General features: G+C 67.6%; 11 protein-coding genes. 4 read left to right on the top strand and 7 right to left on the bottom strand.

From position 1 onward, the window contains the following. Nucleotides 1–132: 132 nt before the first annotated feature. The 3 genes from FFS68_RS00810 to manD are packed head-to-tail and all read right to left on the bottom strand — an operon-like array spanning nt 133 to nt 2,998. Nucleotides 133–858, bottom strand: coding sequence for an FCD domain-containing protein (locus FFS68_RS00810; RefSeq protein WP_137751405.1), 726 nt, complete (start codon nt 856–858; stop codon nt 133–135). A 32-nt stretch (nt 859–890) separates the two neighbouring features. Continuing rightward, nucleotides 891–1,799, bottom strand: coding sequence for a DUF4861 family protein (locus FFS68_RS00815; protein WP_349290356.1), 909 nt, complete (start codon nt 1,797–1,799; stop codon nt 891–893). Next, the gene (gene manD, locus FFS68_RS00820) at nt 1,787–2,998 is read right to left on the bottom strand and encodes a D-mannonate dehydratase ManD (RefSeq protein ID WP_137751406.1); all 1,212 of its coding nucleotides are present in this window, start codon (nt 2,996–2,998) and stop codon (nt 1,787–1,789) included. The genes FFS68_RS00815 and manD overlap by 13 nt, the downstream gene beginning before the upstream one ends. Before the next feature lie 147 nt (nt 2,999–3,145). Here manD and FFS68_RS00825 point away from each other — a divergent pair, with 147 nt between their 5' ends. Both FFS68_RS00825 and FFS68_RS00830 read left to right on the top strand, forming a co-directional pair. Next, nucleotides 3,146–4,351 (top strand): glycoside hydrolase family 88 protein, encoded by a 1,206-nt coding sequence (locus FFS68_RS00825; RefSeq protein WP_249339954.1) that lies wholly within the window; start codon nt 3,146–3,148, stop codon nt 4,349–4,351. Nucleotides 4,352–4,418: 67 nt separating this feature from the next. Then, nucleotides 4,419–5,645 carry an alginate lyase family protein gene (locus FFS68_RS00830; protein ID WP_249339955.1) on the top strand — a complete coding sequence of 409 codons (1,227 nt, stop codon included), beginning with the start codon at nt 4,419–4,421 and terminating at the stop codon, nt 5,643–5,645. On the opposite strand, the gene FFS68_RS00835 is transcribed toward FFS68_RS00830, so the two are convergent. The 4 genes from FFS68_RS00835 to FFS68_RS00850 all read right to left on the bottom strand — a co-directional run bounded on the left by FFS68_RS00835 (nt 5,642) and on the right by FFS68_RS00850 (nt 10,407). Next, entirely contained in the window at nt 5,642–7,237 is a 1,596-nt protein-coding gene (locus tag FFS68_RS00835; RefSeq protein WP_137751407.1) for an acyl-CoA dehydrogenase family protein, read from the bottom strand. The two genes, FFS68_RS00830 and FFS68_RS00835, sit on opposite strands and share 4 nt — an antisense overlap. 2 nt (nt 7,238–7,239) lie before the next feature. Next, nucleotides 7,240–8,469 carry an acetyl-CoA C-acetyltransferase gene (locus FFS68_RS00840; protein WP_137751408.1) on the bottom strand — a complete coding sequence of 410 codons (1,230 nt, stop codon included), beginning with the start codon at nt 8,467–8,469 and terminating at the stop codon, nt 7,240–7,242. A gap of 167 nt (nt 8,470–8,636) precedes the next feature. Beyond that, complete coding sequence (locus FFS68_RS00845) at nt 8,637–9,833, bottom strand: CoA transferase (protein ID WP_137751409.1); 1,197 nt, start codon at nt 9,831–9,833, stop codon at nt 8,637–8,639. Between the two features lie 109 nt (nt 9,834–9,942). Beyond that, nucleotides 9,943–10,407 (bottom strand): Lrp/AsnC family transcriptional regulator, encoded by a 465-nt coding sequence (locus tag FFS68_RS00850; protein WP_137751410.1) that lies wholly within the window; start codon nt 10,405–10,407, stop codon nt 9,943–9,945. A gap of 120 nt (nt 10,408–10,527) precedes the next feature. Between FFS68_RS00850 and FFS68_RS00855 the strand changes: the two genes are divergently transcribed. Further along, nucleotides 10,528–11,580, top strand: a complete 1,053-nt coding sequence (locus FFS68_RS00855) for a Glu/Leu/Phe/Val dehydrogenase dimerization domain-containing protein (protein ID WP_137751411.1) — start codon at nt 10,528–10,530, stop codon at nt 11,578–11,580. Beyond that, the gene (locus FFS68_RS00860) at nt 11,577–11,849 is read left to right on the top strand and encodes a hypothetical protein (protein WP_137751412.1); all 273 of its coding nucleotides are present in this window, start codon (nt 11,577–11,579) and stop codon (nt 11,847–11,849) included. The genes FFS68_RS00855 and FFS68_RS00860 overlap by 4 nt, the downstream gene beginning before the upstream one ends. Nucleotides 11,850–11,872: the final 23 nt, after the last annotated feature.

Below are 11,872 nucleotides of genomic sequence, written 5' to 3' on the forward strand. Positions count from 1 at the left end.
GGCATGGCCGAAACGGAATATCCCCCCCAAAATGCTCGCTTCGCGGCGATTGGCGCCCTTCGCATTAACCCTGTTGTATGGCAATTTTTTTTTGGCGCGCCGTTGAGCCCGCCTTTTGTCCCGAATCGGACCCTAGCGCGACGGCGCGTCGCCGCCGCTTTCCTTGAGGGTGCGATAGCGCTGGATCGATTTTTGGATATGGCGGCGCGCGGCGCGGCGCGCGCCGGCCGCATCGCCCGCCTCGATCGCGGTATAGATGGCCACATGGTCACGGTTGATCGTGTGGGCATAACGCTGGTGACGGACCGGATCGTCGCCCTGCAGGTAAAGCCGCCGCGACGGGACAAGCCGCACCCCCAGAAATTGGGTGAAGCGCAGGAAATGGGAATTGCCGGTCGCGCGGGCGATCGCCGCGTGAAAGGCGGCGTCGGCGGCCACCGAAGCATCGACGTCGCGGCTCTCCTCCATCGCCGCCACGGTGCGGCGCAGTTCGACCAGATCCGCTTCGGTGCGGCGGCGCGCGGCGAGATCGGCCATTTCGACCTCGAACCCCATCCGCATCTCGAGCAGTTTCAGCACATCGTCGATCTCGCCAATCTCGTCGGCGGTGACCTGAAAAGCGCGATATTGGGCGCCGTCGGGGACATAGGCGCCCGATCCGCGGCGCGACACCAGCAGGCCGCGCGCCGACAGCCGCGAATAGGCCTCGCGGACGACGGTGCGGCTGACGCCGAACGTCTCGGTGATCTCTTTTTCGGTCGGGAAGCGCGACCCGACGGGCATGCCGCCCGTCTCGATCTGCTCCTCGAAACGCTGGACCAGATCGTCTGCCAGCGATGCCGCCTTGGTTACCGCCATGGGTGATCGTTATCATTGCGTATCGAAACTGGCTAGGGTCCGAAATCGGGCCGCTGGGCATCGACATAGCTATTCCAGGCATCGCGCGTCGCAAAGTCGCCGCCGCCATCCCACGCGGCGCCGCTGTAATAGACGAACGGCCGCCCGGATCGCACGCGGACGAGGATCAGATGATTGTCGGCATCCTGGGCAAAACCGGCAAAGCTGGCGGGATCGACGATCACCGCGGCCGCCATCCGCCCCTTCGCGCCGTCGGCCGGACCCCACCAGCTCATCCGCGCCGCCGTCTCGTCCCGGTCGATCGCGCCGACCTGGCCACCTTGCACCGGTCGTTTGGAAATCCCGATCGCCACGATCAGCTCGCCGCCGTCGCTGGCGGCGATCGTCGACGTCATGCGGGTGAAATTGCTCCCGGCGGGCAAGGTGAAACGCCGCGTTTCGCGCACCGTCCGCACCGTATCGACCGGCCAGGGTTCGTAATCGACGCTGAAATCGGCCACATCAGCGCCGGACCGCCGAATATGCGGCCGGACATAGTTGCGCGAGGTCCACAGCTTGTTGTCGTACCAGATGCCCAGCCCACCGACCCCGCGCCCGGTGCCGACGTTATAGAAATCGAGGCCTTCGCCCTGGTCGCGGTGCTGATCACCGGTGCGCAGCTGGCGATCCATAAAGGGCCAGCGCACCCGTTTGCCCCACGCGTCGATTCCCGACGACGACGGCGGCTCCGCGCGTTCGAGCGCGCGGCCATAGATGCGAAACGCGATGCGGTCGTTTTCCCAGAGCAGGTCGTCGTACCGATAATCGGCTATGACGACGGCGGCGCGCGCGCGTTGCTCGGCGGCGGTGGCGGGCCGCAGCGGCCGATGCTCCTGCGCGAGCACCGTACCGGCCAGCAAAGCCAGCGCAAGCCACAGCGCCGCGCGCATCACCAGCTCCACATCGTCCCGTCCTCCAGCCGGTTCACCGGCAGATAGGCGCGGGCATAAGGAAAGGTTGCGGCCAGCGCCTCGTCGATATCGACCCCCAGCCCCGGCGCCTCGCCCGGATGGAGCATGCCGTCCGCAAAGCGGTAGGCGTGCGGGAATACCGCGTCGGTTTCGGCGGTATGGCGCATATATTCCTGGATACCGAAATTGGGGATCACCAGCCCCAGGTGCAGCGCCGCCGCCATCGTCACGGGCGACAGGTCGGTGGCGCCGTGACACCCGGTGCGAATCTGGTACAGATCGGCGAGCGAGGCGATCTGGCGCATATGGGTGATGCCGCCGGCGTGCAGCACGGTGGCGCGGATATAGTCGATCAGCCGGTTTTCGATCAGCGCCTTGCAGTCCCAGATCGAACTGAAAATCTCGCCAACCGCCAAGGGTGTGGTGGTGTGCTGGCGGATCAGGCGGAACGCCTCCTGATCCTCGGCCTGCGTCGCATCCTCGATCCAGAAGGGGCGATAGGGCTCCAGATCCTTGCCCAGCCGCGCCGCCTCGATCGGGGTCAGCCGGTGATGGACGTCGTGGAGCAGGTGAACGTCCCACCCCAGCGCTTCGCGCGCCGCCGCGAATAATTCGGGGACAACGCGCAGATATTTGGCGGTCGACCAGCTGTTTTCGGTCGGCAGCGCGCCGTCGGCGGGTTCATAGAAATAGCGATCCTTGCTGACGCCATAGGTCGACGCCATGCCCGGCACCCCGCATTGCAGGCGAATCGCCCGATAGCCCTGCCGCTGATAATCGCGCGCCGCCTCGACCGTGTCGGCGATCGTGTCGCCATTGGCGTGGCCGTAGACCATGCACCCGTCGCGCGCCGCGCCGCCGAGCAGCTGATAGACCGGCAGCCCGGCGACCTTGCCCTTGATGTCCCACAGCGCCATGTCGACCGCGGCGATCGCCGCCATCGTCACCGGCCCGCGCCGCCAATAGGCGCCCTTGTAGAGAAATTGCCAGATATCCTCGATCCGGTGCGCGTCGCGGCCGATCAGGCACGGGGCGACATGGTCGGCCAGATAGCTGACCACCGCCAGCTCGCGGCCGTTGAGCGTCGCGTCGCCGACCCCGGTCGTGCCGTCGTCGCATTCGATCTTCAGCGTCGTGAAATTGCGCCCCGGGCACGTCGTGATCACCCGGGCTGACACGATCTCCGGCATTCCGTCCCCTCTTCGCCCCATCGGGCGCCAAATCGAAAGTTGTCTGACAACCTTATTGACATGCTCGCCGAAAAAGGGAAAGAGATTGTTACCGGTGTCAAGGGCAATGGTCCGGCGTTTGCCCGAAGCGGCGTCAGGGAGGCGGATATGAAACGAGACGGGGTGCTGGCCAGCGCGATCATACCCGCCGTTGCAGCGGCATCGCTCGGCGTGCTCGCCTCGCTCGTGCCGATGAACGCTCCCGCCGCGGCGACGGTCGCCGAACCGGCAATGCCGCAGCCTGCCGCCATCCTCGCCGCGACGCGCCGCGTCGCCGACTGGCAGCTCGCCAACCGCAGCAATTGGGCGGCAATGCCCGCGGCGCGCAAAAGCGTGCAGAATCCGCGCGACTGGCAACAGGCGACGTTCTGGGTCGCGCTGACCGAACTCGCGCGGCGCGACCGCCGCTATGCCCCGCAGCTGCTCGAGCTTGGCCGCGACCAGGGCTGGAAACTCGGCGACCGGCCCTTTCACGCCGACGATCAGCTGATCGCGCAGGCGTGGATCTGGGCCGCGCGCCACGGCGCTGGCAAAGCGGCAATCGCCCCGGCGCGCGCCTATTTCGACCATATGCTCGCCAACCAGCCCGCGATCAGGCTCGAATTTGTCCCCCACGCGCCGGGCAAGGGAACGTCGGATTGCACCGACCGCTGGTGCTGGTGCGATGCGATCTTCATGGCGCCGCCGACGCTGCTGCAGATGACCCGCGCCACCGGCGACCCGCGCTACGCCGAATATGCCCATGCCGAATATAAGGCGGCGACCGACTATCTGTTCGACCCGGCCGAGCAACTCTACTTCCGCGACAGCCGCTTTTTCGGCATGCGCGATGCGAAGGGGCGCAAGCTGTTCTGGAGCCGCGGCAACGGCTGGGTGATGGGCGGACTGGTGCGGATGCTGCAGGCAATGGACAAGGACGATCCGCGCCGCGCCGCTTATGAGGTGCAGTTCAAGGCGATGGCGGCCAAGCTGATCCGGCTGCAAAAGGCCGACGGCTATTGGCCCGCCTCGCTGCTCGACGACCACCCCGCCACCCCGCCCGAATCGAGCGGCACCGCCTTTTTCACCTACGCCTTTGCCTGGGGGGTCGACACCGGCCTGCTCGACCGCCGCGTCTATCAGCCCGCGGCGGTGCGCGGCTGGAACGCGCTCCAGCACGCCGTGCAACCGGACGGCATGCTCGGCTGGGTCCAGCAGGTCGGCGACCGCCCCGACAGCGTATCGGCCAGCGAAACCCAATTTTACGGCAGCGGCGCGTATATTCTCGCCGGGACAGCGATGTATGATCTGTCGGCCCATCGGACGCGGCGCTGACCCGGCGCCCCGCCCGTCATTTCCGGCTTGCGGCAGCCGCCGCGACGCCAACCGCCATAGCCCTCCCTTGGGCTTGCCTGGCCGCCGCCGCGACAGTCCCGTCTGCGGCGGCGGCTTTTTCTTTGCGCCGCGCGCCATGATCGCCCGCCGCACGCTGCTGCTCGCGGCGCCGGCCGCCTGGGCGCGCCCGCGGCAGGGCGCCTTTGACCTGCGCGCGATCGAGCGGCGACGCTTGTTGCCGCAGGCCGCCGCATGGCTCGCCGCACCGCCGCGCACGATCGCCGCGATCGCCGCGCCGCGCAGCCCGGCGGGGCCGCAGGATTATTATTCGGAGGGCGATTATTGGTGGCCCGATCCGGCCAACCCCGGCGGTGCCTATATCCGCCGCGACGGCGAATCGAACCCGGCCAAGTTCGACGGCCACCGTGACGCGCTGATCGCGTTCGGGCGCACCGTCCCCGCGCTCGCCGCCTTGTGGGATCTGACCGGCGAGGCGCGCTTCGCCGCCGCGGCGATGCGTCACCTGGCCGCCTGGTTCGTCGATCCGGCGACCCGCATGAACCCGAACCTGAACCACGCGCAGGCGATCATCGGGGTCAACAAAGGCCGCGCGATCGGGGTGATCGACACGCTGCAAATCGTCGAGGTCGCGCGCGCCGCGGCGCTGTTCGCGCGCCATAGCGCGCCGGACTATGCGACAATCCGCGCTGGGGTCGAGGACTGGTTCGCCGAGTATCTTGATTGGCTGACCACCTCGGCTTTCGGCATCGAGGAACGCGACGAGAAGAATAATCATGGCAGCTGCTGGTTGCTGCAAACCGCCTCCTTCGCCGCCTTGCTGGGCCGCACCGACATCCTCACCGATGCGCGCACCCGACTGCAGACGATCATCATCCCGACCCAGATCGAGCCCGACGGCCGCCAGCCGCGCGAACTCGCGCGCACCAAGCCCTATGCCTATGCGCTGTTCAACCTCGACGTGTTGGCAGCGACCGCGTGGCTGCTGGATGGCGGCACGGGCGCGCTGATCGGTTGGACCACCCCCGACGACCGCTCGATCGGCGGCGCGATCGCTTGGATGGCGCCCTATATCGCCGACAAGACGCGCTGGCCGCTGGCCCCCGACATCGAATATGCGGGCGACTTTCCGGTGCGCCAGCCAAGCCTGTTGTTCGGCGGCCGCGCGCTTGGCCGCGCCGACTGGCTCGCGCTGTGGCAGCGGCTCGACCCCGATCCGGTGATCGGCGAGGTGGTGCGCAATTTCCCGGTGCGCCAGCCTTTGCTCTGGCTCTAATTGCGGCGCTCGACCAGCCCGCGCGCGATCACCTGCGCCTGAATTTCCGCCGCGCCTTCAAAAATATTCAGGATGCGCGCATCGCAAAGCACCCGGCTAATCTCATACTCGAGCGCATAGCCGTTGCCGCCGTGGATCTGCAGGCTGGCATCGGCGTTCGACCAGGCGGCGCGCGCCGCCAGCAGTTTCGCCATCCCGGCTTCGATGTCGCAGCGCTTGCCGCTGTCCTTGGCGCGCGCCGCGGCATAGCTCAGCTCACGCGCGGTGACGAAATCGACCAGGCTCATCGCCAGCTTGTCGGCGACGCGCGGGAAGTTGATGATCGCCTGGCCGAATTGCTTGCGGCCCAGCGCATAATTCAGTCCCAGTTCGAGCGCGCGCCGCGCCACCCCGACCGCGCGCGCCGCGGTCTGGATGCGCGCGCCCTCGAAGGTGCGCATCAGCTGCTTGAACCCCTGCCCCTCGACGCCGCCGAGCAGCGCATCGGCTGGCGCGATCATCGCGTCAAACTGCAGCGCATATTCGCGCATCCCGCGATAACCGAGCACCTCGATTTCGCTGCCGCTCATGCCTGCGGCCGGGAACGGCACCGCCTCGGTCCCGCGCGGCTTGGGGACGAGCAGCATCGACAGGCCCGCATAGCCTTTCGCGTCGGGCACAGTGCGCGCGAGTAGGGTCATCAGGTCGGAGCGCGCAGCGTGGGTGATCCACGTCTTTGCTCCGTCGATGACCCACCCCCCGTCGGTATCGCGCCGCGCGCGCGTCTGGAGCGAGCCGAGGTCCGATCCGACATCGGGTTCGGTGAACACCGCGGTTGGCAGCACGTCGCCGCTGGCGATCCGGGGCAGCCAGTCGGCCTTTTGCGCATCGGTGCCGCCCATCGCGATCAGCTCGCCCGCGATCTCCGACCGCGTCCCGAGCGATCCGGCGCCGATCCAGCCGCGCGACAATTCTTCGGTGACGATGCACATCACCAGCTTCGACAGGCCCAGCCCGCCGAACGCTTCGGGGATGCAGACCCCGAACGTGCCAAGATCGGCCATCGCCTGCACCGTGGCGTCGGGGATCAGGGTGTTGGCGAGGTGCCAGCCATGCGCGTGCGGCACAATCTCGGCATCGGTGAAGCGGCGAAACTGGTCGCGGATCGCGTCGAGGTCGGCATCGTGCAGCGTCTCGCTGGGCCAGTCGCCGTCGGCGAGCGCCGCCGCAACCTCCGCCCGCACGGCTGCATGCTCGGCATCGAGCAGGTCGCTGCAAGCATCGGCCAGCGTCCGCGCCGCGGCCCCGATACCCAGGTCGGCGGGCCGGAACATCTCATTCTGCCCCATCGGCAGGCCGCCGACGAGCTGGCCGATCCCCTCGGCAAAGGCGAGCGTGGCGATTTTCGCATCAAGCGGGTTCGCACCCTGCCCGGACTCGCACCACTCCAGCACCGCGTCCAGCGCCGCCACCGTCGTCGCCACCCAGGCAAAGCCATGCGCGGCGCGCTGCTCGCGGTCGATCGGCCGTTGCGCCAGCCGTGCGGCCAGCGCCGCCTCGGCCGCCGCGCCATAGGCCGTCGCCGCCAAAAGCACGGGGCGAAAGTCGGTCATGCTCAGGCGGCGCGCTCGAAAATCGCCGCGATGCCTTGCCCGCCGCCGATGCACATCGTCTCCAGCCCGTAACGCCCGTCGCGGCGCACCAGCTCGCGCGTCAAATTCGCCAGGATGCGCCCGCCGGTCGCGCCGATCGGATGGCCGAGCGAAATGCCCGAGCCGTTGACGTTGAGAATCTCGTTCCGGCTGTCGCCCTCCGTCCAGCCCCAGCCCTTGAGCACCGCGAGCACCTGCGGCGCGAACGCTTCGTTCAATTCGACCAGATCGATGTCATCCCACCCGAGCCCGGTGCGCGCGAACAGCCGCTCGACCGCGGGAACCGGACCGATCCCCATCCGGCTGGGGTCGCAGCCTGCCGCCGCCCAGCTGTGAAACCAGGCGATCGGTTCGAGTCCGAGCTCCTCAAGCTTGTCCTCGGCGACGACCAGACACGCCGCCGCCGCATCATTCTGCTGGCTGGCGTTGCCCGCAGTCACCACTGCCCCCGGGATCGTCTTCGCCTCGATCGCGCGCAGTGCGCCGAGCGATTCGATCGTCGCATCGGCGCGATAGCCCTCGTCATGGGCAAAGATCACCGGATCGCCCTTGCGCTGCGGCACCGCGACCGGGACCAGCTCGTCGTCGAACAGCCCCTTCGCCCACGCTGCGGCAGCGCGCTGATGGCTGCCCACCGCATAGGCGTCGGCGGCTTCGCGCGTGATGCCAAAATCCTTCGCCAGATTTTCGGCGGTCTCGATCATCCCGCTGATCACCCCGAAACGCTCGATCGGCTGCGACATCAACCGCCCGCGCGTCAGCCGGTCGTGCAGCGTGAGATTCCCCGACCGAACACCCTTGCGGACATCGATGCTGTAATGTTCGACGTTCGACATCGATTCGACCCCGCCCGCAACAACGACGTCGGACATGCCGGTCTGGACCATCATCGCGGCGTTGGCGATCGCCTGCAGCCCTGAGCCGCAACGGCGGTCGAGCTGATAGCCCGGCACCTCGAGCGGCAGCCCGGCGGCCAGCCACGACCAATGGCCGATGCTCGGCGCCTCGCCATTACCATAGCCTTGCGAAAACACGACATCGTCGACGCGCGACGGATCGATCGCGGTGCGCTCGATCAGCGCTTTCAGAACCACCGCACCCAGCTGCCCGGCATCAAGGCTGGCGAGGGCGCCGCCGAATTTGCCGACGGCGGTACGGATCGGGGAAACGATGGCGGCGCGGCGCAGGGTCATGTCATTCTCCAACTTTGCTTGTCACGACAAATGGGCTCGCTGCTCCCCCGCGAAGGCGGGGGTCCATCATCCGATCGGTGCGGCCGTCACCAACGGTCGCCGAGTGGCGAGAGGGCCGGTGATGGGCCCCCGCCTTTACGGGGGAACAGAAAAGGATTGGGAGCATCTCACGCCACCCCGACGATACCGGCATCGATCAGCCGGGCAATCTCGCCCGACGGCAGCGACAGGCGGTCCGCCAAGATTTCTTCGCTATGCGCGCCATTGCGCGGAGCGGGGCGCGGCGGCTGGCGCGCGTCCTGCGGCAAGGTCGCGAAAGCGCCGGCGGCGGGATAGGCGAAGCCGCTGGGGTTGTCGGCCTGCCCAAAGATCGGGTTGCCCGCGACCAGCGCCGGATCCTGCACCGCGTCCAGCATCGTGCGATAGGGCGAATGGACGATCCCGCCCGCGTCGAACACGGCGGCGAGATCGGCATGGCTCCGGTCGGCGATGGCCGCCTCGAACAACGGATACAGCGCGTCGCGATGGGTGAAGCGCAGCCCGTCGTCCTTTGCAAAGGACACTCCGCGTGCCGCCTCGATCGCGGCAATCGCATCGTCCAGACCGAGCGCCAAGACCAGATTGGCCCATTGGCGCGGCGTCACGACGACGATCATCGTCCGCTGGCCATCGGCGGTGACAAAATCACGCCCGAACAGGCCATAGACCGCGTTGCCGAGCCGCGGACGGTTAGCGCCGCTGTAGAGCGCCTCGGCGATCCCGCCCAGATTGGCGACCGTACCGATCGCGACATCCGACAGCGGAACCCGCACCTCGCCGCCTACACCCGTCGCGGTGCGCCGCTGAATCGCGGCGAGCAGCGCAAAGGCGGCATAAGCGCCGCTGAGCAAATCCCATGCGGGCAGGACATGGTTGACCGGTGCGGGGCCGGTACCGGTGAGCATCGGATAGCCGACGCTGTTGTTGACGGTATAGTCGAGCGCTGGCGAGCCGTCGGCCCAGCCCATCACGCGCACGGTGATCAGATCGGCGCACCCTGCGGCCAGCACCTCATGCGACAAAAAGCCGCCGACCGGGAAATTGGTGATGAACTGACCCGTTGCGCGCACCAGCGCCTGCAACAGCTCGCGCCCCTCGGGCCGTCCCAGGTCGAGCGCGACCGACTTTTTGGCGCGGTTGAGATTTTCCCAATAGAGCGAGTCATTGCTCTCGGTCACCGGCCAGCGGCGAAAATCAGGACCGCCGCCGATCTGGTCGACGCGGATCACCTCGGCGCCCATTTGCGCACAATAGAGCCCGGCGGTGGGCGAGGCGACGAAGGACGAGGCTTCGATCACCGACAGGCCGGTCAGCAGGTCATACATCGGATGCTGATCCCCTCCGTCACGTCGCCGAAACCATTATGTCGGGGCATCTGGCTTACCCCGCGCCGCGAGTCAAACCAGTCGCCGTGGCTGCGGCGTCTATCGGACCCTAGATAATCGGCAATTCGTTCGTCGATTTGATCTCCGATAGTGCCACCGTCGAGTTGATTTCCTGCACCCCCGGCAGCTTGCTCAACTTGTCGAAGAAAAACGCCTCATAGGCGTCGATATCCTTGGCAACGATGCGCAGCATGAAGTCCATATTGCCCATCAGGACATAGGCGCCGAGCACCTCGGGAAACGCCGCGATCGCGGCGCTGAACTCGTCGAGGTTGGCACGGCCATGCGCGTTGAGTTTGACCTGCGCAAAGATGTGCGCGTGCAACCCGACCTTGCGCCGGTCGACCACCGCCACCCGCCCCTTGATATAACCATCGCGTTCCAGCCGGTCGATGCGGCGCCAGCACGGCGAGGGCGACAGCCCGACCCGCTCGGCCAGCTCGGCGGTGGTCAGGCTGGCATCGCGTTGCAGCTCGCGAATGATATTCTTCTCGAACGGATCCAGATCGGTCATTTCAACCCCAATTTTTCGATATCGGCGAAACATTGACCGGCATAACGCCAAAAGATCGAAATATCGAGCAAGATTGACCTCGCCCCCTCTGCGATAAGTAACGCAGAATAGGAGGCCGTCATGGTTGTGCAATTTTCTGGGCGTTTGCCCGCCCTCGAAACCGTCCGTCTGGAGGACAAGAGCGTCGGACTCGACGGCATCATCGTCGTCCATTCGACGACGCTGGGACCGGGCGCCGGGGGTTGCCGCCTGTGGCACTATCCCGATCTCGACCAGGCGTTCACCGACGCCTTCCGCCTCGCCGAGGGGATGAGTTACAAAAACGCGATGGCGGGCCTGCCGTTCGGCGGCGCCAAGGCGGTGCTGCGCCGTCCCGACGGACCGTTCGACCGCGCCGCGCTGTTCCGCGCTTTCGGCCGCGCCGTCGCCGCACTCGATGGCCGCTATGTCACCGCCGAAGATGTCGGGACCGGTGTCGCCGACATGCACGAGGTCGCCAGCCAGACGCGCCATGTCGCCGGACTGGCGGCGGTCGGGGCGGCGGCGGGCGGCGATCCGTCGCCCTGGACCGCGCAGGGCGTGTTCGGGGCGATCGAGGCTGGCGCCGCCTTCGCGCTCGGCGCGGACCTCAAGGGGCTCACCGTCGCGGTGCAGGGGACCGGCAATGTCGGCGCCGAACTGTGCCGCCGCCTCGCCGATGCCGGGGCGCGGCTGGTTATCGCCGATGTCGCGCCCGGCCGCCGCGACCGGCTGGCCACGATCCTCTGTGCACGCGTGGTCGGCGCCGATGCGATTGCGGCGGTCGATGCCGACATCTTCGTCCCCTGCGCGCTGGGCGGCGTGCTCGACGCACCGACCGTCGCGGCGATGCAGGCGCGGCTAGTGTGCGGCGGCGCCAACAACCAGCTCGCGGCGCCCGAGGTCGCGGGCCTCCTGCGCGATCGCGGCATCACCTATGTCCCCGACTATGTCGCCAACGCCGGTGGCATCATCAGCGTTTCGGCCGAATATCTGGGCGAAACCGCCGCGAGCGTCGCAAGCCGGGTCGCGCAGATCGGCCCGCGGGTGACCGCCCTTCTGGAAGAAGCATCGCGCCGCGGCCTGTCGCCCGCGCAGGTCGCCGACGAAACCGCCGAACGCCTGATCGCCGCCGCAGGCCGCCTCGCGGCGTGAGGCGGCGGTTCCGGATCACGGCCTGCCCCGACCCGCAGACGCTGCCGCGCATCATCGGCGTTTTTGCGCAGCGATCGCTGGTCCCGGCGATGATGTCGGCGCAGCGGCACGGCGACATGCTGCATATCGAGGCCCATCTCGACGATCTGGACCCCGCGATCGCCGACATCATCGCCGCCAAACTGGGCGAAGCGGTGTTGGTGGCCAGCGCCATCTGCGACCCGGCCGATGGCGCGGACGCGTTGCGGACTGCCCGCATGGCGCGCTGAATCGACGCGGGGGCAATATCCGA

Source organism: Sphingopyxis sp. L1A2A, assembly GCF_005502465.1.
Classification (GTDB): Bacteria; Pseudomonadota; Alphaproteobacteria; order Sphingomonadales; family Sphingomonadaceae; genus Sphingopyxis.

Coding starts and splice junctions, on each gene's coding strand:
- FFS68_RS00810 (WP_137751405.1), bottom strand. CDS start 858: ATGGCGGTAACCAAGGCGGCATCGCTGGCAGACGATCTGGTCCAGCGT.
- manD (WP_137751406.1), bottom strand. CDS start 2,998: ATGCCGGAGATCGTGTCAGCCCGGGTGATCACGACGTGCCCGGGGCGC.
- FFS68_RS00825 (WP_249339954.1), top strand. CDS start 3,146: ATGAAACGAGACGGGGTGCTGGCCAGCGCGATCATACCCGCCGTTGCA.
- FFS68_RS00835 (WP_137751407.1), bottom strand. CDS start 7,237: ATGACCGACTTTCGCCCCGTGCTTTTGGCGGCGACGGCCTATGGCGCG.
- FFS68_RS00840 (WP_137751408.1), bottom strand. CDS start 8,469: ATGACCCTGCGCCGCGCCGCCATCGTTTCCCCGATCCGTACCGCCGTC.
- FFS68_RS00845 (WP_137751409.1), bottom strand. CDS start 9,833: ATGTATGACCTGCTGACCGGCCTGTCGGTGATCGAAGCCTCGTCCTTC.
- FFS68_RS00850 (WP_137751410.1), bottom strand. CDS start 10,407: ATGACCGATCTGGATCCGTTCGAGAAGAATATCATTCGCGAGCTGCAA.
- FFS68_RS00855 (WP_137751411.1), top strand. CDS start 10,528: ATGGTTGTGCAATTTTCTGGGCGTTTGCCCGCCCTCGAAACCGTCCGT.